Raw genomic sequence first — 20,650 nt, 5'->3', positions numbered from 1 at the left:
ATTCAACTGGAATCATTCTTTTATCCATACTTGCTGTGATTGGTCCAATTGTTTCTATTTATATCTATTCTCTTCTCATGCCTTCGTTTGAACGAAATTTACAGAAACTAATGGAAGAATCAGGGACAAGAAAAAAGAGAAGCTGGAACCTCAGTGAATCGATTGGGAGGTTCATTTGTATTAGTAAAGAGGAAAGAGCCTTCTATCGTTTTTCCTCTATCATGATGAGTCGAGAAAGAGATTTTAAATTAAAGGTGTATCCGTCACTTGGAATGGCGTTAGTGTTTCCATTCATTTTTCTTTTTAATAATTTAGGGTATCAATCACTTTCTGTTATAAGCCAGGGGAAATCTTACTTAACGATTTATTTTTGCAATATCATAATTGGCACGGTTGTATATATGCTCCAATTTTCTGGAAAATATAAAGGTGCATGGATTTTCCAAACAACTCCAATTCATAAGCATTCAGCAGTATATCGTGCAACCTTAAAAGCTTTTTTAGTTAAACTGTATCTACCTATCCTATCAGTATTGTCCATTGTGTATATTTGGATATTCTCATTTCGAATAATACCAGATTTAATCATTGTTTTCTTGTCAGCTATTTTGCTAGTTCTCATTGCCTATCGTGTATTTAATAATGGAAAATACCCATTTACAGAGCCATTAGAATCCGCCAATCAAAGCGGTGGAAATACTGGGAAAATGATTTTATTAATGGTAGCTGTTGCCTTTTTTGTATTGGTACATTTTATCGTGCTAGCAATCCCATTTGGAATCTACGGATATTTACTTGTATTATGTATTATTAATATCGTTGGATGGAAACTAGTTTTCAAGTAATCCTGTAATCATGTTTTTGGTACATTATTTTATAAGAACAGAGGCTTTTTTTATAAATCGTCCAGCTTCTGTTCTTTTTTATGCACTAGTTCTTGTGGATTTCTTTTTCATATTGCGCCTTTCCATTAATATAATAATCCCTTTAAATTTATCCAATGAAAAAGCAAATACTGGGCTTTGAATAAATGTAAAAATAAAAGTAAATAAAAATACAGGTCCGCCTAAACACAATCCAAGTAGTAATACTAATAACTCCACAATGATTCTAATTAAACCAACAGACTTACCTAGCTTCTCTGCAATGGAAAGCATAAATCCATCTCTTGGACCTGCCCCCATTTCAGCCGAGTTATACAAGCCACCCCCGATTCCCATTGTAATAATGCCAATAACCATCATTACTATATCGAACCAGTTATGACCTGCAGTGGGGAGAAAATCTAACCATAAGAAAAAGTCCACAAATACTCCTACTAATATAGCATTTAAAAAGGTTCCAATTTTAATATAGCTTTTATCCAATACCCAGGAAACAATGATTAATAGAATGGAAATAATAATTGCCCAAGTTCCAATCGTTAATCCTAACTTTTCATACAGTGCAACATTTAGGACATCCCAAGGGTGAATGCCTAAATATTGCATTTTTAATGCAATGGCTATTCCATAGCTAAACATAAAAAGCCCAGAGAAATAAAATAGCCAGCGGATTACCCGTGTCATTTCATCCCTTCCCTCTGCTTCCATTTTCTCAACCGAAGAAGACACTTATGAAAAAAATTTAAATGCATAAAAATTTTAATTACGTGATTTAAACTTACTTGGCTTTGTTACGTAACCCTCTAGAATATATCCACAATCCGTACAAACAATATATTCAATACCCGAGCTAGAAAACTTATTCACCGGGGTCATTACTGCATATCCACTATGTCTTCCCTTCCCTAGTTCCTGTGAGCCACGATTTGGACATTCTCTTGCTTCACCTAAGTTTTCCATTTAACTCTCCCCTTCCGTCCCATTATTTTCTCAATAGTAGCACAATATTCTTCATTTGATAATCCATAATAAATTTGCAAGCTTCTAGCTGATGATTCTCATAAAAAATCATAGAAATTCATCCTTTAGCCACTGATTTTATCGTTGATAATGTTACATAACCTATGTTAGTATTACATTATGTAACATAATTGGAGAGAGTAAAACGATGGAATTTGTTGTCCCAATTAAAGAATTAGAAAAGATTAATAAGATGAAAGAAATACTGGAAAGATCTTCAAGAAGGGATTATACCCTTTTTGTGATAGGTATTAACACTGGGATAAATGCACAGGATTTATTATCTCTAAAAGTAGAAGAAGTTTGGGATGGAAACCAACCAAAGGAATTTCTTTTCTTACGGGATGAAAAGTCAAAGGGCTTAAAGGGACACTATTTAAATAATAGGGTTCAGGAAGCATTACAGAACTATTTACCTTATAGTCAGTTAAAAGCTGGGGATTATTTATTTAAATCAAAGAAAAATGATAAACCAATAACTCGTCAGCAGGCATATCGAATTATTAATCATGCTGCCAAAGCGGCAGGAATTGAAGAAAAAATTGGCACACATACCATGCGTAAAACTTTTGGGTACCATGCTTACCAAAAAGGGGTTGCCATTTCTATTTTAATGTCGATCTTCCACCATAACTCTAGAAAGGAAACCTTGAAATATATCGGCATTTCCGAGGAAGAAAAAAAGTTGGTAAAGGTTGACGTGAATCTCTAAAAAAAAATAACTCTCCATATGTGGAGAGTCATGTAAAAATTATGATTTACTTTCCTGTTCATAGTCAACATGCATTTCAACTTTTTTAAGTTCCTTTACTAGTCCTTCAGTCACTTGTACCTTAAACAGTTCTTTATCTTTCATAAATTTAAATATTCCATTATCAAAGTCAGTGCCCTGCTCTTTAAAGAAGATTCCTTCATAAATAATGGAATTCGAATGCTTAAACGTTAATTGGTAATGCTCATCTTCCTTTATAAGATAAGCTCTTACCCCTCGTTGAAATTGTCCATTCTCATCACGGATATACCGCGTGACAGAAATAATGTGCAAATCAACAAAAGGAATCTCGTGAAGTAAGGCATTAATCAAAGATCCTTTCGTGATTTGTTCCCATCTGCTTTGCGCTGTTTGACCAAGAATAATTTGAGTTATATGTTTTTCACGGGCAACTTCAGCAATTACCCTTGAAACAGGTCGTTTCTCATTGTCCATAATAATAAAATCGGCTGCGTTATGTTCTTCTGCCAACTGTTTCCAGCTTTCTATATAAAAGCTTCTTTCAGCATCCATTTCATCAAATGGCTTTGCATCAACAGTAAGAATATATAACGGACACCCTAGCATTTTGGCAATGTTACAACCACGCTTTATAAGTCGTTCACCATTTGGACCGTAATGAACACATACGAGTATACTTTCATCACAACGGCCTTGCATAGTTTCCATAACTATATTCACCCCATGGATTATATATAAAAAGTTAACTTATTCGTAAACTAAGTATGACTATATCATTATGCTTCATAAAGAGTCAATGCCATAAGTGAATTTCATACCTTTTTCCTTTATACATTTTGAAAATGGGTTATTTTTAATACAAGGAGTGAAAGTTTTGAGTTTGTTTCACATGATTCTCTTATTACCATTTATAGCCGCAATATTCGTTCCAATCATCTACAAAAAATTGAACTCTACTTTTCATACTGGATGGTATGTCATCCTAGTACCATTCATCATTTTTGTATACTTTCTCAAACATATTCCTGCTATTGCTAATGGCGAGACTATATTTTTATCTATGTCCTGGATCCCTTCCTTAGATATTAACTTCGATGTCTATTTAGACGGGCTTTCCCTTATGTTTGGCCTCATTATTAGTGGAGTGGGAACTTTAGTTGTAATGTATTCGATATTTTATATGGCAAAAGAACGTGAAGCACTTCATAACTTTTATATTTATTTATTAATGTTTATGGGGGCAATGCTTGGCCTCGTGTGTTCGGATAATGTTCTAGTCCTATATACATTGTGGGAGCTCACCAGTGTATCTTCATTCCTATTAATTGCCTATTGGTATGAACGAAAAAGGTCCCGTACTGGTGCTTTAAAGGCAATGCTCATTACAGTATTTGGTGGACTAGCTATGTTAGCTGGTGTCATTATGCTAGCCATAATAAATGATACGTACAGCCTTCAAGAAATAATGGCAAATGTCGAAAACATACATAGCCATTCTCTCTTTATTCCAGCTATGGCTTTAATTCTTCTTGGAGCATTTACAAAATCCGCTCAATTTCCTTTTAGTATTTGGCTACCTGATGCGATGGAAGCACCAACACCAGTTAGTGCATATCTGCACTCCGCAACCATGGTAAAGGCCGGATTATATTTAGTAGCACGGATGTCACCCATTTTTGGTGGTAGTTCTATTTGGTTCTGGCTAGTTGCAGGAATTGGAATAATCACTTTGATTTATGGCTCTATTCGGGCAGTAAGACAAACAGACCTTAAGGCACTTTTAGCATTTTCTACGATCAGCCAACTAGGTTTGATTATGAGTTTACTTGGAGTAGGATCTGCAGCATTAACAAGTGGTATTGGAGATTCTAAAGAAATATTTGCCTTTGCAATTTTCGCTGCGCTATTCCATTTATTCAACCATTCAACCTTCAAGGGATTATTATTTATGGTTGTTGGAATAATTGACCATGAAACAGGGACTCGAGATATCCGAAGGCTAGGAGGACTAATGGCAATCATGCCCATTACTTTTACCATTGCATTAATAGGTAGTCTTTCTATGGCTGGTTTACCACCTTTCAATGGTTTTTTAAGTAAGGAAATGTTCTTTACAGGAATGCTCACAGCTTCTGATAATCCCATATTTGGTTTTAATGGTTTAACTAAACTATTTCCATTCATAGCTTGGATTGCTAGTGTCTTTACCTTTATCTACTGCTTTATGCTATTCGTTCGACCATTTTTCGGGACCTTTCATCCTGAACGACTTCCTAAGGAAAAGACTCATGAAGCACCAATTGGTATGCTTTTGCCTCCTACCATATTAGGAATACTTGTTGTTTTGATTTTCTTTGTTCCGAATCTTTTAGCTACCTATATTATAAAACCAGCCCTAGTTGCTGTAGTACCTTCCGTGTCAGCTACTCATAAATTATTTGAAATCAAAGCTTGGCATGGGGTAAATACAGAGCTCCTTATGACAATTGGAGTAATTATTTTTGGATTGTTGCTTTTCTATTCAATAAAAAAATGGAATATTGCTTTCCGGATTTATCCGGAAAAACTAAGCTTGAACTATCTATACAATGCAGGTATGGAAGGAATGGAACAGAGATTTGCTTCCTTTACTAATCGTTACATGACTGGGTCTATTCGCCACTATCTACTATATATCTTAATTTTTATAACGTTAGTGCAGATAAGTTCTCTTATTATTTTCGATGGGTTAAAACTAGACCTTTCTAGTAATGCAGATTACTCCATTTATGATGTAGGGATTTTAGTTGCAATGGTTATCGCTGCCCTCACCACTTTATTTACAACGAATCGAATTACAGCGATTGTAGCGTTAGGTGCAGTTGGATATTTAGTCATGATGCTCTTTGTTATTTTCCGCGCACCAGATTTAGCACTCACACAAATGGTAGTTGAAACAGCGACAACTGTATTGTTTTTACTATGCTTTTACCATCTACCAAAGCTTGGAAAAAAGCTTGAAAAGATGAAATTCAAACTCGTCAATCTCTTGATATCTATTTGTGTTGGAATTACTGTTACGCTTATGACTTTAAGTGCTTCTGGTCATAAATTATTTACACCCATCTCAGAGTTCTTTGAAAATGCCTACGAATTAGCAGGGGCAAATAATATTGTTAATGCGATTTTAGTTGATTTCAGAGGATTTGACACGATGCTAGAAATAGCTGTATTACTGATTGCCGGTATCGGCGTGTATACCCTAATTAAGCTTCGCCCAAAAGGAAGTGAATATGATGAAACCTGAACCAAATGACGTGATATTGCACACTGTAACGAAGATTGCCTCCATTATCATTTTTACCTTTTCCATTGATTTATTTTGGGCGGGTCATCATTATCCTGGTGGTGGCTTTATAGGAGGTTTAACAACAGCAGCTGGTATCGTCCTACTTTATTTGTCCTTCGACATTGAGAAAATAAGAAAAAATCTACCGATAGATTATAAAAAAATGGCTGCACTGGGGGTATTGATCTCCGTATTTACAGGACTAGTTGGCATGATATATGGAGACAATTTTTTAGAACAAGCATTTGGCTATTTTAACCTCCCTGTTTTCGGCAAGACTGAACTCGCTACTGCAGTGTTATTCGATATTGGCGTAGCACTTGCTGTCATCGGTACTGCCGTGACCATCATTACAAGCATAAGTGAGGATGAACTGTAATGGAAACATTAATGGCAATCGTTATCGGAATCCTTTTTACAATTGGAACCTATTTAATTTTAACCAATCAAATGCTTCGAATCATACTTGGACTTTCTCTCATCAGTCATGCCATCAATTTAATGATTATGGTAATGGGTGGACTGAAACAAGGAGGTCCACCACTACTTACGGAAAAATTGCATACCTTTACCGATGCAATTCCACAGGCATTAATCTTAACGGCAATCGTCATTAATTTTGCAGTGACCGCATTTCTACTAGTGCTAAGTTATCGGACCTATAAAAAACATGGTACAGCCGACATGAACAAATTGAGAGGTAATGAACATGAATAACTTATTAATATGGCCAGTCATTATGCCGTTAATCGCTGGACTAATCTTCATTCTATTTCGGAATCACATTCGACTGCAGCGAATAATCAGTTTAATTGTCATGGTCTTAGTCTCTGGAATCTCCATAATTATCATTGGTCAAATAAAGAATAATGGAATCCAAACCCTGCAATTGGGTGGATGGCAGGCACCATATGGAATTGGACTTGTGGGCGATATGTTCTCTATGTTATTAGTTCTTACAAGTAGTATTGTTTCACTATGTTGTTTACTTTTTTCCTTTAAAACAATTGGTCAAGGTAGAGAAAAGCATTATTTTTATTCTTTATTTTTATTTTTGATTACTGGTGTAAATGGTTCATTTTTAACTGGGGACTTATTCAATCTATACGTCTTTTTTGAAATTCTTCTCCTTGCCTCGTATGTATTGGTTTCATTAGGTGGTGGAAAGTTACAGCTGAGGGAGACAATGAAATATGTAATTATTAATGTCTTGTCCTCCGCATTTTTCCTAATCGGAATTGCGTATATATATTCCTTAACGGGTACACTTAATCTGGCACATATATCTGTACGTATTGCAGAGGCTGGGCAGGATGGATTTATAACAACTGTTGCGTTATTATTCCTGCTCGTATTTGGTATTAAGGCTGGCTTATTTTTATTTTATTGGCTTCCTGGCTCCTACCAGGTTCCACCTGCAGCCATATCGGCTCTATTTGCAGCATTATTAACGAAGGTTGGGATATATGCAATCATTCGCATCTTTACGCTTGTATTCTATCATGAACCTGAAATAACACACACCATGATTGGGGTATTAGCTGCCTTAACCATGATTCTAGGTGGTATCGGGGCTATTGGTTATTGGGATATTAGTAGAATCTTAACCTATAATGTCATTATTGGATCTGGTTTTATTCTAGCTGGGCTTGCGATTTTTTCAAGCTTTGGACTGTTAGGTACTGTCTATTATTTAGTGCATGACATGATTGCTAAGGCGTTAATCTTTCTTATTGCAGGAGTTATCATTTATTTAACTGGGACTAGAAACATAAAGGAAATGAGTGGTTTAATTCGCCACCATCCTTATTTGGGGTGGATGTTCTTCATCGCTGCTCTTGCATTGATTGGAATCCCCCCATTAAGTGGATTCATCGGAAAGGTCTTTATTACGAGAGGTTCTTTTGAAGCTGAATACTATTGGCTAGGTGCAATTGGTTTAATTACTAGTCTAATGATTTTGTATTCTTTAATGAAGATTTTTATGAACGTCTTTTGGGGAGAAACTATTTTAAGTGAGGATGAGGAAAAGGGATCAACAAAGGGTGTTATTTTACCACTTGTATTATTGACAGCCTTGACAATAGCACTAGGTATTGGGCCAGAATGGATTCATTCCTATGTGGAAATTGCTGTAGATGGATTAATGGATCCTGAAGTATATATAGAGGCAGTTTTCGCTGGAAATGATATCCCATGATGTGGAAAGGGGTAATGATTTTTGCCATTTCAAATTTTAGTAAATCTATTTATTGCTTTTTTATGGATGTTTCTTCAGGATGAGTGGAATTTTCTTGCTTTTTTAAGTGGATACATTATCGGTATTATCATTTTATTTTTTATGCGACGTTTTTATCAAAAGCCCTTTTACTTATTCTTTGTTTGGGCTGCACTTAAATTATTTTATGTATTTGGGCGAGAACTATTAAGTTCTGCTGTTGTTGTGATAAAACAAATACTACGTCCAAAGATCAATGTGACTCCCGGAATATTTCGAATTGATACTGATTTAGAAGGCGATGTGGAGATTACCCTGCTTTCCTTATTGATTTGTTTAACACCTGGATCCGTTGTGATGGAGGTTACTCCTGATGGAAAGAGCCTATATGTTCATGCCATGGATATACCAGAATCAAAAAATTCCGTATTAAAATCACAGGTAGTATTTGAACGCGCTATTAAGGATGTGACGAGAAAATATGTTTAATCTGTTAATGATTTCATCACTAATCGTATTAACAATTTCTATTCTTTTAAATATATATCGTGTTGTAAAAGGACCATCTAGTGCTGATCGAATCCAAGCATTAGATGCAATTGGAATAAATCTCATTGCAGGGATTGCCATTTTCTCTGTTTACCTAGACTCTCATGCATTTTTTGAATTAATATTATTAATTGGCATTCTGTCCTTTATCGGCACTATTGCGTTTGCCAGATTTCTTGAAAGGGGTGTAGTCATTGAACGAAAGCGCTGAGATTGTTGCAGGGGTTTTTATTTTAATAGGAACCGTAGTTAGTTTAATCAGTTCGATTGGCTTGGTTCGCTTACCAGATGTCTATACACGTTCACATGCTGCATCCAAGAGTTCAACAGTAGGAGTATTATTTATTCTAATAGGAACTTTACTTTATTTTTTAATTTCCGAGGGATATTTTAGTATTCGTCTAATCCTTGGAATTATCTTTGTATTCTTGACCGCACCAGTTGCGGCCCATGTTATATGTCGAGGAGCCTATCGAGCTAATGTACCATTAGCAAAGACTAGTGCTGAGGATGAATTGAAGGATTATTTTACTGCTCATAACATTAAAAAAGAGAATGAATAAGAAAAACTACCGAGTCGATTTATTCCAAAAAGTCGGATAGTCAAAAGCATTGGCTTTTTGGATACAAATCAATTCGGTAATTTTCTGTATGCTAGTCCTCTTGTTTACGTAATTCATTTTTGTGAGTTATTCTCTCGACTACACCTTTTAAATCATTTCCAGTCGGATTTTGGAATATTCGAAGCCCAAATTCTGGAGCTACAGCAAATAGATGATCAAAGATGTCTGACTGAACAGACTCATAAAATGACCAGTTTACATCATTAGTAAATGCATAAACCTCTAGAGGTATGCCATTTTCTGTTGGAGCTAGCTGACGAACCATTAAGGTCATATCCTGATTGATTCCAGAATGATGCTTTAGATAATTGGTTACATACGCTCGAAAAACGCCAATATTTGTTAATGCTCGACCATTAACTGGGATTTCTCTATTTATATGCATCCTCTTGTTAAACACTTCTATTTCTTTTCCTCTTTCGTTTATATAATCCGTCAATAGCTGAATATGTTTAAATCTCTCTATCATCTCTTCTGAACAGAACTGAATACTTGTTGTATCAAAAAATAAAGCACGTTTAATTCGTCTTCCACCAGAGGTTTGCATCCCTCTCCAGTTTTTAAATGAATCGGATATAAGTGCATAGCTTGGAATAGTTGTAATGGTCTTATCCCAGTTCTGCACTTTTACAGTATTTAATGAAATATCAATAATATCGCCATCCGCTCCGTATTTTGGCATTTCAATCCAGTCGCCTACGCGAACCATATCATTGGAAGACAATTGAACACCTGCAACCAGTCCCAAAATTGAATCCTTGAAAACTAACATAAATACAGCAGAAAGTGCACCAAAGCCACTGAGTAAAATAAGTGGACTCTCCCCTATTAAAGTTGCAATGACCAAAATTACCCCAAGAGTTAATATCACTATTTTAGCTACCTGGATATATCCTTTTATTGGTCTGCTCTTAGAGATTTCATAGGTTTGATAAATATCATTAATAACATTTAATAAGCTATTGATAACGGATAAACTCACTATGATCACATACGTAATAGCTGCCTTCTCAATTAGATCCTGATACGACGGATAGGTGTCAGCAAAACGAAAAATAATAATTGCAGGAACAATATGGGATAATTTACGAAATACTTTTCTCTCTAATAAAATATTACCCCATTTGTAATTATGCCGTTTTAAGATACGTGTAATAATCCGAATGACAATCTGTTTAGTAATAAAATTCGCGATTACACAGACTACAGTAACGAAAATAATCGTTAATGTAACCGAAAGATACTTATCTAATGGTGGATTGATATCATATCCAGAAATCCAGTTGTTAATAAATTCCATAATGATCCTCCATTATTCGTTTATCCCACTTCTCCAAAATAGAATGGACTATATTAGTTATCTATTATAACAGAAAAAAATATCCTCTTGTCATCCAGTTAATATATTGTTAAACTATTCGCAATAGATTATTAAAATTACGTTACAGTTGTATTACAATATAACAACTATCCATCTTTGTTGTTCTGTAATACAAGATTCCAAAAAGGGGAATTCAACTAATGATTAGATCAATGATGGTTCATGAATTCAAAATGATACTCAAAAACAAAAAGAACGTATTATTTATTATTGCCTTAGTTAGTTTAATTCTGAGTTATTTGCTTTTAGTTTTGCCAACTAAAGAAACTTCGGATTCCTTTGATCCTGAAGCGATGAGGTTGGAATTAAAGGACTTAGAGGCAGTCACACAAGGAATGATTGCTAGGGGCGGTACTGGATATGGTGAGATGACTGGTGCACCATTTGCAAGCAATATATATGCAATAAAAGTTCAATCTAGAATGATACATGCCTTTGAGGACAAAGATTATAATCGCTTTATTCAGCTTCGTATGAAAGGTTTCGGTTTCAACGCAATGAATGAGCAGCGAGACTGGATGTTGATTGCAAATGCACCATACCCTGGTATTGATCAAGCACGTAATAGTAGTTTAGTAAATCTTCGCTATCAAGGCTATCTAGATGCAGGTATTCCCATTACATATGAAGTGATTGAGCAAAAAACAGCATTACAAACAATCGTGAATTTCATTTTAGGTACGACAGCCTTTATGGTTCTATTTTGTGCCATCTATTTTAGTAGTGACATGATGACAAAAGATCGACAGCATCGCTCTCTATTACAAGGTATGCCTATCGGATGGTATCGATTAATTAACATTAAATCAGTTGTTGCATTTTTTTACACGCTACTCGTATTAGCTGCATTATTACTATTAGTAGTAATAATCTTGTCCATCCAAAATGGTTTTGGGTCCTTTAAACTTTCTGTGCCAATTACAATTCCTAGCTCACTGCCAGATGATTATTTTGGGTACCGGTTTGCGGAATTTGAAACTATATCTTTAGCAAAATTCTTGTTAATGACATTTGGAATGATACCGATTCTTGTTTACTTATTTATTCGCTTAAATGCTATTCTAAGCCTATTACTTAAAAATTCTTGGTTAGTGCTTATGGTTGGCTCGGTTATACTATTTTCAGAGCGAATCTACTATTCTAGAACATTAACAAAACTTTTTGGCATTGAGCTTAGCAATTTACCACAGACTTATTTTGATTTTGGAAGAATTATTTCAGGTGAAAAGCAATATTTGGTCCACCTTGAATCGATTACATTTGAAAAAGGGATCATCGTTTTACTAAGTACAATTTTAGTATTAGAAATTACCCTTTTTGTTGTTTCACGAGTCGTTAAAAAACAGCGTTTTTATCGATTAGCAGCGTAAGGTCATAAGAATAGAGAGGATAGTTATTATGTTTTGGAAGTTTACGCAATTTGAGACGAAATTAATTTTAAAAAACCGAAAAAATTGGTTCATTGCTGCATTCCTTCTACTCTTCTTCGTCTTGTTTTTTATTTACTATAGTCAGGAGACTCCCATACCGTTAACTGATAAAAAGAGAACAGAAACGCAAATGTCCTATGCAGTCTTTGAATACCTTGATTTGCAACGTCACGACCTGCCAGAGGTTGCGGAGGTGTATGATTATCATACTCAAATTCAGTCCTTACTAGGTATGCAGCTTTGGTTTATCGGTAATGGAAATGACAGTGAGCAGTATATTGAAAATGGCTTGGAAATAAATCGATTGCGTCTGAAGGTTCATGAGCTAGGAAATAATGGTATTCCTGATCACTTAATCACCCCAAAGGAAGAGATTTTAAAAGAGGACGCACTACTACATTATATAAAAGATAAAAATTTGCCGATTGAATCAGATTCTTTCTCAACAAATCACTATTTTACAAATGTACTTACGATGTTATCCGGACTATTATTCTTAGTAATTGTCTTAATAAGTGGGAATGAAATGCTTATCTATGAACAAAGACACCAATCAGTTATGAGGGGCTTCCCTTTATCCTTTATGAATAAAGTAATAAGTAAATTGATGGTTCACTTTGTTCACACTTATACGTTTCTACTACTTGGATTTACTATTGGGGGCATCTATGTTGCTACAAAATTTAATGCCGGTGAATTTTCTTTTCCTATACTAGTTTATAAGAATGAAAATTATATTGCTATTTCTACCGGGAAGTTCCTACTCTATATGTTCCTAGGACTAGGTCTTGCAATAATTGTGCTATTGGCACTTTCCATCTTGCTTAATATGCTTTTCAAGAATGCATTTGCCAATATACTTATTGGACTAGGTATCTATCTAATCCCTGATATTGCAATGGCTGCAGGATTTAAGGCGACCTTTTTACATCCAATTAAATACATCGATATATACAAGGTTCTCTCCGGTGATCTTGCATTAGAACTTGGAAATAGTCGTATTGATTACTGGCATGTAATGATTACATTAGGAATTATTGCAGTAGTCTTGTTGGGGGTAATTTATGCAATCAATAAAATCACCTATCATCGTGTACCGAAACATGCGCCATTGGTAAAAGCATTTTGATTGCGTGAAAATGGTACTTAAATTTAATAAGTAGAAAAGAGGATTGTCATGCTAAAACTAGAAAACGTCTCCGTAAAGTATAAGGATAAAGTAGTGTTGGATAATCTTTCATTAACAGCAAACAGCGGGGAAATCATTGGTCTAGTAGCTCCAAACGGAACCGGTAAAACAACACTATTTAATGTCATTTCAAACTTTATGAAACCGAATAAAGGTAATGTTACGTTTAATGAAAATCTGCAGTATAAAACCGAAAGAAAGGAAATTTCCATTCATAAACAACTTGCTACTTTTCCTGACCAAGGGGATCTATTTGAGGAATTAACAGGTGTCGACCATATGAAGCTGTATGCTAATATGTGGAAAGGCACTACGAAGCATGTAAAAGAAATTTATGAGCAGCTACAAATGGAAGGCTATGTTAAAAAGAAGGTTAAAACTTATTCCTTAGGGATGAGGCAGCGCTTATGCTTCGCCATGATTGTAGCAGCTGATACGCCTATCATGCTAATGGATGAAGTAATGAATGGACTCGATGTAGCCAATGTTTCGCTTATCTCTAAGCGATTAATGCAAATGAAAAAAGAAGGAAAGCTTATTTTTGTTGCATCCCATTTACTTTCAAATTTAGATTTATACGCTGATCGCGTGCTTTATTTAAAGAACGGTGACATCATTCATCAGCAAGCATTAAATGAGTCTACGGAAGAATATTTGAAGATAGAATTAACACCTGAACAATACGAACAATTACGATTGACATTACCGGATAACCATCACTTTATTGCTAATCATCTGTGCTGCATTCCAACCGGAAATATGGATATGGATGAACAAAAGGAGTGGATTGTGAGATTATCCACCTATAAAGGAAAAGAACTAACCATTGGACCCCTAGGAACCGCCGAATACTATGAAAAATACTATCATGAGGATTGACCATTGGAGGGACTATTATGAATCGAATACTTTTACTCGCAGCTATTACAAGTTTATTCGTTCTAACCGGTTGCGGACAACAGCCCTCAGAGAAATTATTGGCATATGAAGAGAATCATGAAATAATTGGAACGGAAAAAGATGAAATAATAGGTGAAGTCAGTAGTACCATTTATGATACAATTGACAGAAGTAATTCTAAAGCAACAGAACTTATCGTTGGTCCAATAACAGCACAGGGCGAGGATATCACTCCTCCCGAAGGACGATACATAATTACAGCCGAAGAGAATTTAACTGGTAAACCACAGTCAGGAAGAGTTCTCATATATGATACTGATGGAGTTCTTTTATATGAAACTCTCTTGGACATGGGGTTCGGTGTAGATACTGTAACCGTTGATTTAAACGGTTCCCATACTGTCCATTTTGATGGGATAGATCAAGCTATTATTACCCCTGTTCCTACTGGGATCACAAATGAACTAACTGCCGGTATTTGGGAGGTTGGAAAAGATATAGAACCTGGAGACTATTCGATTACTACTGAATCTGGATTTGCACTTGGAGATCTACAACTATTTGAAAAAGGAAAGTCTCCTAGAGTTTTCGAATTCTTAAATAGCAACCCCGAAACAGCTGTTAATATCCAGTTAAAAGAAGGACAGAAATTAAAGATTGATAATTTATCTTATCTGAAATTTGAGAGAGTACCTTAAGCAGAAACTACTCTCTGATAAAGAATGGAATGCCGAAATCAAATCTGAATAAGTACACTCTTTAGTTCAAATAAAACAACACAAATAGACGCATTCCTCTTTTAAATCAAAAGGTCTTTAAAAGAGGAATGCGTCTTATTAATTTGTTTCAGATCTATCTCCTCCCACAAATTCCATGGGTAAGTATCGGAAGGAAAAGCGTTTACTCCCAATGGCTCCTTTTTAACAGGATGTTCCATATATATCGAATAGGACCAAAGGGCAATTTGCTCTCCAGTTTGATTTACACCATGACCATATTTTTGATCCCCATAAATTGGATTTCCACTAGTGGATAGCTGTACCCGAATTTGGTGAGGTCGGCCAGTAATTAGATTAACAGCAAGGAGACTCAATCCTTTTTTCGAACCAATTACTTCATACTCTAGAACGGCCTTTTTGGCATCTTTATGATTGGGAGAAACTGCAAATACCTGATTTTTCCGTCTGTCTTTATATAAGTAATGGACCAATTGCCCCTTTTTCTTTTCTGGAATCCCTCTTACAACTGCCAAATAATTTCGCTCTATAACATGTCTTCTCATCATATCCGATAATCTCGAAGCAGCCTTGGAAGTTTTTGCAAAAACCATCACACCACCAACAGGTCGATCTAGCCGATGAACTAATCCTAAATATACATTGCCTGGCTTTTGATAACGTCTTTTAATATCATCTTTAAGGATTGTTAATACATCCAAGTCTCGGCTACTATCCTCCTGAACTGGGATATTTACCGGTTTTTGAATAAAAAGGAGATGATTATCCTCAAATAGTATTGGTATATTCATAGATTCATCCCTATCCTCTAGGCATATTGAATCTATCATAGCATAAATAAAATTTATAAACAGATATCTTATTACTTTTACTCTATTTCACGTAGCAAAAAACCTCTTCACTTTTTATTGAAGAGGTTTTTTATGATTAAAGTTTGCGTAGCTTTTCTAATATCTCTTGGGATTTATAGCCCACTTCAAAGTCATAGATTTCTGCTTGCTGACCACTGATAGCCTTAATCAATTCATCAATTAAGTTCTTTGATTGAACAGTTTCATATGAAATAACCTGCAATTCCTCACCGTTCTTCCCACCTCGAAGCTCTCCCCAATTATCCAGTGAAAGGATTCCTTCCGTACCATATGCGGTGAAACCAATAAATTCCTTCCCAACAAATTGGCTTAATCCTTCAATTAGGACTGGTGTACCATCAAGAAGCTCTGCTGATGCGATAATTCCTGTCTCACATTTATTTGGATCAGTGGGTAATTCTAGTTTAGCAGTAATGTTTGTAATATCACCAAATATCTTTAAGGTTTGCTGAATAAAATGCACTCCCACTTCAAGTACAAAGCCACCTTGCTCACGGCCAGCTACCCATGCATTTCTCTGCCATGGGCGTGGCCATTCTGGAAAATGCATAGTAAGCTGCAACCGTCGTAACTTACCAATATAATTTTGATCGATTAGCTCAGCAAACTTAATTGCAGCCTCTTCATAATTTAACGGGAAATTCATCGCATGTATTACATTTGCTTCCTTAGCAGCTTTCCGCAATTCATCTGCCTCTTCTAATGAGTTTGCTAACGGCTTTTCACACAGAACATGTTTTTTTGCCTGTAATACGTCCATGGCAACCTGATGATGGAATTTAGGTGGTACCGCCACATATACCAATTCCACTCTAGGATCAGCAATTAATTCCTGATGCTTCTTATAGGTCCCTACATTACCAAGTTCTGCTGCAGTTTCTGTGACTAATGAATCTATCTGGTCACATATTGCAACCACTTGAACTTCTGGATGACCCTTAAATCTATTTAATAAACGCTGTCCAATAGCACCTAGTCCAACTATACCAATATGTATCATGATTTCTCTCCCTCACTGTCGCATTTAAATCATTACTCTTTCATTATAATCGAAGTTCCATAAGCCGTATAATAGTAGAATGTTATTTCTTTTTATAGACTGAGATAAATATTTCTCTTTCCTAGTAGAATGGATCCGCTACATCACTCTCTCGATCTACTAAACTACATTTTTGGGGCCAGTTTTAGTTAGATCCATTAATCTCAATCAAACTTATCTGGCTCTGATTCCAAAATCTCACTGGTGCAACACTCGTCCCAAGACCACTGTCAATATATATATACTGTTCAGATCCTATTTCAAAGGTACCTTTATCGTATTTAGGAAAATATCCTTGATTTGGAGCTACAATTGCACCAACCAATGGTAACCTTATCTGTCCCCCATGTGTATGACCATTTAATATTAAGTCAGCTGGGATATCCTGATAGTTTATTACTACACCAGGTGAATGAGAAAGTAAAATGGTATATTTTTCGTGCTTTATACCAGAAAATGCTAGATTCATATTTTCATGATTGGTCGATTCATTATCTATTCCTACAAGATTAATCGTTGAATCCCCAATCATGATTTCTGTATTACTATTGCTAAGTACTGTGACACCACGATCCGCCAATCCAGCTAATAATTCATCAACATTGCTATTATCCCTTTCATGATTACCAGTCACGAAAAAGGTATTTTGATTAACTTTTACCAGCTGTTCAATGAATAAGAATACATTGGTTAAATCTGCTGTAGTTCGATCAACTAAGTCACCTGTTAATACAATTACATCCGGATTCACTCTTATTACTGCCTCAATCAGTTTTTCATGCTGGCTACGGGAAATCTTATTATGTACATCACTTATCTGTAAAACCGTTATTTTAGACCCTGCAGCAATTTTATTTGTTTGAAATTGGACTTTATTGATCTTGAATACATTCGTGTCAAAATAGGCTTTTGCCGATGTTCCAAGAATTAATAGTGTGCCGAGAAATAACCACATTTTCCTTTTAAATTTTTTTGGATAGGGAGACCTCATATATTACCTCCTTACACTATTTTTAGAATAACCATATCCTAGTTGTTGCTCTTACTATTGTGTTTCATCTTGGTACTATTTTTTGCATTTGGACAACCCTTATTTATTTCCGTCGAATAGAACAATCTATTATCCACAAACTAAAGCAAAGTAACCTAATTAAATCACGAAAGGAATACAAAATATGAATTTCCCAGACATCCATACTAATTTTTGGGATGCTGTTATTGCGGTTCCCTTAACCGTTATCCTAACACAATTTTTTAAACTATTCCCAATTCCACGCAAGTATTTTCCAACCATTGCGACTATTATTGGATTCCTTATTTCCATATTTATTAGCCACCGTCATGATCTAATTGCCGGGCTGTTTATGGGAGGGTTTTACGGTACTGCTGCAATTGGTGTATATTCTTCCTTAAAGACCACCTGGCTTGCCTATAAAAGAAAGCGAAACAAGAAAAAAAATCAATAAAAATAGTAATGCTAGACGCTACATTGATTGAGAGCAATCAGTCAATGTGTCGCCTAGCATGCAACTATTCTTTCAAGGTTTCTCTTATTTGAGAAAGATGACGTTGTTCGTGCAAGGGTAATAATTCTACCCATTGGTCTAATGCCATTGTACCAAAAGCAGGATGTTTAACCACCTTCCTCGTTAATTCAGATAAGTCTTCCAAGCTATTAACTGTTTCAAGTAATTGCTTCCTTGAATCAGCTAACATTTCTTTTAATTGCTCCAGCTCTAAAGATTCCTCGGAGGGCTCTACCACACTGGGGGCAGGATATTTTACTGTTCTGTCTAGTATAAGCTGAATATTTTTCCTTCTGTCATCAGACTCCTTCCCCTCCTTTAATCCCCATTTAATTGCTCTTACAGTGGCGATTTCTGTTAAATATAGGTGGTGACAATTTTGAGCAACACTCCATGTCTCCATATTCGGTTTTCTGTTTAACTCCTCAAAGGTTAATGATGTAATCTCCTGCAAAAGCTCCTCACGAGTTTGTTCCAAGCTATTACGAATTAAGTTACTCATAAAGCTCCCCTCTACTTTTCAAATTTATTCTAATTTTGTCTTACTAACCAATAGACCCTTGTAACTTCTGCGGTAGCACCATAACAATACCCCTTCTAATACAGCTACCACTATCGCTAACCAAAGTAAGTCTATATCAACAAACAGGTGGAACGCTATTATATTGACGATTAGGCTAGCCAGAACGATTAATACTAGTGGAACAAATCGGCGAATTAGTAGTAAGACTCCCGCTATTATCTCCACACCTTTTTCCATTGCCAATAAATAGCCATCCCCCAAGAACTCTGTTGCAGCAGGACTAGTTGGTGCAAATGGCTCGAAGCCGAATAAGACAACATAACCATTCAAGCCCGCTCCAAGAAAAATAAGACCAAGGAGAATTTCAGCTATCCTTATTAACACCATTACAGGAACTCCTTTCAGTAATATTTGTATTAAACTACCTCATGATTGCATCCGTTTTTAAATATTATGACTTTTCATTACAATAATATCACTTTTATCTACGGTTTAGGTTATTTTGAAGCAAAAATAAAGGTAGGCTCTATTACTTTAAACAAAAGCAAAAGAACTTACCTTTATTACGTTAGATATTCACATCTCGCTTTTTAATGAAGACAAACGCAAGCGTTAGAACGAATATACTAGCTATACGAATATAGAAAACTGTATTGTCATTCCTTCAACCATTGGTCCACCAGTAAAATTTACCTCTAGTAGGGTGTTGACAAAGAGAGAATATTTCACCCAATCCGTAAAAAATAGTAGGGAATGGGTTTCTGCTTTTATACAATCCTCCCTTTATTCTTCTTCCCAGAATAATTCGTCTAACGTTTTATCTAAAGCTCTACAAATGGCTTTGCACAGGCTAAGTGTGGGATTATATTTCCCTAATTCTATTAGACCAATTGTTTGTCTAGAAACACCCACTCGTTTAGCTAATTCCTCTTGAGACAAGTCATGCTCTACACGCGCTATTTTCATTTTAATATTTTTCATTGTCATCACCGTCAAGCTCTTCTAACTGCTTTTCAATTACTTTTTTACTCCTACTTCTTGCTATTTCATGGCCAACTACAAAGACTAGCATAAAGACAGGTACATTGATCAATATTGTTACGAAAAAAACTAAAATAAAATAGTATATGGACTGGGATGTACCTTCCCTATAATTAATAGCACTGTTCAGCCCCGTAATAATAGCTAAGATAATAACGAGAGCTAGGATGAACATAATATTTTTCTTAGTCATTGTCCATTTACTTGTTCTATCGTGGATCTCAACCTCATCTGAGAATATTCCAAGCTGAACTGTTCGGAAGGTGTAGTATAGTCCACCAAGAATTAAAATAACTAATTCTGTTAGGATGTGGTTAATATCGAAGTTAAAATAATAGATTTTTAATAAGATGGATACACTGCAAATCACGAGAATTAAATAATATATTTCCTTAAAAATTTTATTCTGAATATTAATAATGCGCTCATCACTTATCTTCTTTTTCTTAAACCATTCCATAAAGGATTCCCCCCATCGTTTTTATTGTTATACTTATAATACATTTATTTTTGTCATTTTGCAATATATATATGTCATTATGATTATTAAAATTATCAAATCACTTTTGGAGATGGCAAAACATAAAAATACTAGCTTAACCATATACAAGAACGTACATTCGTGTTATTCTGCTAGTAGGATAACTTAATAAGGAG

25 protein-coding genes are annotated in these 20,650 nt (G+C 35.3%); 14 read left to right on the top strand and 11 right to left on the bottom strand.

The window, feature by feature from the left end; genetic code table 11:
- Window positions 1–110: 110 nt before the first annotated feature.
- Window positions 111–845, top strand: coding sequence for a hypothetical protein (locus HNR27_RS04385; protein WP_429338901.1), 735 nt, complete (start codon window positions 111–113; stop codon window positions 843–845).
- Window positions 846–923: 78 nt separating this feature from the next.
- Here HNR27_RS04385 and HNR27_RS04380 read toward each other — a convergent pair whose 3' ends face one another.
- Window positions 924–1,568 (bottom strand): YczE/YyaS/YitT family protein, encoded by a 645-nt coding sequence (locus HNR27_RS04380; protein WP_429338900.1) that lies wholly within the window; start codon window positions 1,566–1,568, stop codon window positions 924–926.
- A gap of 75 nt (window positions 1,569–1,643) precedes the next feature.
- On the bottom strand, window positions 1,644–1,844 hold the full coding sequence (locus HNR27_RS04375; RefSeq protein ID WP_429338899.1) for a transcription initiation factor TFIIIB: 201 nt from the start codon (window positions 1,842–1,844) through the stop codon (window positions 1,644–1,646).
- 208 nt (window positions 1,845–2,052) lie between these two features.
- Between HNR27_RS04375 and HNR27_RS04370 the strand changes: the two genes are divergently transcribed.
- Window positions 2,053–2,616 carry a tyrosine-type recombinase/integrase gene (locus tag HNR27_RS04370; protein ID WP_429338898.1) on the top strand — a complete coding sequence of 188 codons (564 nt, stop codon included), beginning with the start codon at window positions 2,053–2,055 and terminating at the stop codon, window positions 2,614–2,616.
- A 39-nt stretch (window positions 2,617–2,655) separates the two neighbouring features.
- On the opposite strand, the gene HNR27_RS04365 is transcribed toward HNR27_RS04370, so the two are convergent.
- On the bottom strand, window positions 2,656–3,345 hold the full coding sequence (locus HNR27_RS04365) for a universal stress protein (RefSeq protein ID WP_212919026.1): 690 nt from the start codon (window positions 3,343–3,345) through the stop codon (window positions 2,656–2,658).
- 166 nt (window positions 3,346–3,511) lie between these two features.
- Between HNR27_RS04365 and HNR27_RS04360 the strand changes: the two genes are divergently transcribed.
- Genes HNR27_RS04360 through HNR27_RS04330 form a run of 7 tightly spaced genes read left to right on the top strand, consistent with a single transcriptional unit; the run spans window position 3,512 to window position 9,295 of the window.
- Entirely contained in the window at window positions 3,512–5,923 is a 2,412-nt protein-coding gene (locus tag HNR27_RS04360) for a Na+/H+ antiporter subunit A (RefSeq protein ID WP_429338897.1), read from the top strand.
- Complete coding sequence (locus HNR27_RS04355) at window positions 5,913–6,344, top strand: Na(+)/H(+) antiporter subunit B (protein WP_212919996.1); 432 nt, start codon at window positions 5,913–5,915, stop codon at window positions 6,342–6,344. The genes HNR27_RS04360 and HNR27_RS04355 overlap by 11 nt, the downstream gene beginning before the upstream one ends.
- Window positions 6,344–6,682 carry a Na(+)/H(+) antiporter subunit C gene (locus HNR27_RS04350; RefSeq protein WP_212919024.1) on the top strand — a complete coding sequence of 113 codons (339 nt, stop codon included), beginning with the start codon at window positions 6,344–6,346 and terminating at the stop codon, window positions 6,680–6,682. Before HNR27_RS04355 ends, HNR27_RS04350 begins: the two co-directional genes overlap by 1 nt.
- A complete protein-coding gene (locus tag HNR27_RS04345; protein ID WP_429338896.1) occupies window positions 6,675–8,165 on the top strand; it encodes a Na+/H+ antiporter subunit D in 1,491 nt (496 codons plus the stop codon). The genes HNR27_RS04350 and HNR27_RS04345 overlap by 8 nt, the downstream gene beginning before the upstream one ends.
- Window positions 8,166–8,186: 21 nt before the next feature.
- The gene (locus HNR27_RS04340) at window positions 8,187–8,672 is read left to right on the top strand and encodes a Na+/H+ antiporter subunit E (protein ID WP_429338895.1); all 486 of its coding nucleotides are present in this window, start codon (window positions 8,187–8,189) and stop codon (window positions 8,670–8,672) included.
- Window positions 8,665–8,943, top strand: a complete 279-nt coding sequence (locus HNR27_RS04335; RefSeq protein ID WP_212919021.1) for a Na(+)/H(+) antiporter subunit F1 — start codon at window positions 8,665–8,667, stop codon at window positions 8,941–8,943. The genes HNR27_RS04340 and HNR27_RS04335 overlap by 8 nt, the downstream gene beginning before the upstream one ends.
- Window positions 8,927–9,295, top strand: coding sequence for a Na+/H+ antiporter subunit G (locus tag HNR27_RS04330; RefSeq protein ID WP_429338894.1), 369 nt, complete (start codon window positions 8,927–8,929; stop codon window positions 9,293–9,295). Before HNR27_RS04335 ends, HNR27_RS04330 begins: the two co-directional genes overlap by 17 nt.
- A 91-nt stretch (window positions 9,296–9,386) precedes the next feature.
- On the opposite strand, the gene HNR27_RS04325 is transcribed toward HNR27_RS04330, so the two are convergent.
- Window positions 9,387–10,655 (bottom strand): mechanosensitive ion channel family protein, encoded by a 1,269-nt coding sequence (locus tag HNR27_RS04325; RefSeq protein ID WP_429338893.1) that lies wholly within the window; start codon window positions 10,653–10,655, stop codon window positions 9,387–9,389.
- Between the two features lie 221 nt (window positions 10,656–10,876).
- Between HNR27_RS04325 and HNR27_RS04320 the strand changes: the two genes are divergently transcribed.
- Genes HNR27_RS04320 through HNR27_RS04305 form a run of 4 tightly spaced genes read left to right on the top strand, consistent with a single transcriptional unit; the run spans window position 10,877 to window position 14,953 of the window.
- Window positions 10,877–12,106 carry a hypothetical protein gene (locus tag HNR27_RS04320; RefSeq protein ID WP_429338892.1) on the top strand — a complete coding sequence of 410 codons (1,230 nt, stop codon included), beginning with the start codon at window positions 10,877–10,879 and terminating at the stop codon, window positions 12,104–12,106.
- Window positions 12,107–12,134: 28 nt separating this feature from the next.
- On the top strand, window positions 12,135–13,295 hold the full coding sequence (locus tag HNR27_RS04315; protein WP_429338891.1) for an ABC-2 family transporter permease: 1,161 nt from the start codon (window positions 12,135–12,137) through the stop codon (window positions 13,293–13,295).
- Window positions 13,296–13,343: 48 nt separating this feature from the next.
- Entirely contained in the window at window positions 13,344–14,234 is an 891-nt protein-coding gene (locus HNR27_RS04310; RefSeq protein ID WP_429338890.1) for an ABC transporter ATP-binding protein, read from the top strand.
- A gap of 17 nt (window positions 14,235–14,251) precedes the next feature.
- A complete protein-coding gene (locus HNR27_RS04305; RefSeq protein ID WP_429338889.1) occupies window positions 14,252–14,953 on the top strand; it encodes a hypothetical protein in 702 nt (233 codons plus the stop codon).
- Between the two features lie 101 nt (window positions 14,954–15,054).
- Here HNR27_RS04305 and HNR27_RS04300 read toward each other — a convergent pair whose 3' ends face one another.
- From HNR27_RS04300 to HNR27_RS04290, 3 genes are all read right to left on the bottom strand, one after another.
- Entirely contained in the window at window positions 15,055–15,783 is a 729-nt protein-coding gene (locus tag HNR27_RS04300; RefSeq protein ID WP_429338888.1) for an RluA family pseudouridine synthase, read from the bottom strand.
- Window positions 15,784–15,919: 136 nt separating this feature from the next.
- The gene (locus HNR27_RS04295; RefSeq protein WP_429338887.1) at window positions 15,920–16,864 is read right to left on the bottom strand and encodes a Gfo/Idh/MocA family protein; all 945 of its coding nucleotides are present in this window, start codon (window positions 16,862–16,864) and stop codon (window positions 15,920–15,922) included.
- A gap of 184 nt (window positions 16,865–17,048) precedes the next feature.
- A complete protein-coding gene (locus HNR27_RS04290; protein ID WP_429338886.1) occupies window positions 17,049–17,894 on the bottom strand; it encodes a metallophosphoesterase in 846 nt (281 codons plus the stop codon).
- Window positions 17,895–18,078: 184 nt separating this feature from the next.
- Here HNR27_RS04290 and HNR27_RS04285 point away from each other — a divergent pair, with 184 nt between their 5' ends.
- The gene (locus HNR27_RS04285) at window positions 18,079–18,369 is read left to right on the top strand and encodes a hypothetical protein (protein ID WP_212919011.1); all 291 of its coding nucleotides are present in this window, start codon (window positions 18,079–18,081) and stop codon (window positions 18,367–18,369) included.
- A gap of 64 nt (window positions 18,370–18,433) precedes the next feature.
- Here HNR27_RS04285 and HNR27_RS04280 read toward each other — a convergent pair whose 3' ends face one another.
- From HNR27_RS04280 to HNR27_RS04265, 4 genes are all read right to left on the bottom strand, one after another.
- Complete coding sequence (locus tag HNR27_RS04280; RefSeq protein ID WP_429338885.1) at window positions 18,434–18,931, bottom strand: DinB family protein; 498 nt, start codon at window positions 18,929–18,931, stop codon at window positions 18,434–18,436.
- Between the two features lie 24 nt (window positions 18,932–18,955).
- Complete coding sequence (locus HNR27_RS04275) at window positions 18,956–19,339, bottom strand: hypothetical protein (RefSeq protein WP_429338884.1); 384 nt, start codon at window positions 19,337–19,339, stop codon at window positions 18,956–18,958.
- 396 nt (window positions 19,340–19,735) lie between these two features.
- Window positions 19,736–19,933, bottom strand: a complete 198-nt coding sequence (locus HNR27_RS04270; RefSeq protein ID WP_212919995.1) for a helix-turn-helix transcriptional regulator — start codon at window positions 19,931–19,933, stop codon at window positions 19,736–19,738.
- Window positions 19,920–20,453, bottom strand: a complete 534-nt coding sequence (locus HNR27_RS04265) for a DUF6773 family protein (protein ID WP_429338883.1) — start codon at window positions 20,451–20,453, stop codon at window positions 19,920–19,922. The genes HNR27_RS04270 and HNR27_RS04265 overlap by 14 nt, the downstream gene beginning before the upstream one ends.
- Window positions 20,454–20,650: the final 197 nt, after the last annotated feature.

This window comes from Ornithinibacillus bavariensis (genome assembly GCF_050433565.1).
Taxonomy (GTDB): Bacteria; Bacillota; Bacilli; order Bacillales; family Amphibacillaceae; genus Ornithinibacillus; species Ornithinibacillus bavariensis.
The sequence above is the reverse complement of the archived record's forward strand: the minus strand, read 5'-3'. Positions and strand labels throughout refer to the sequence as shown.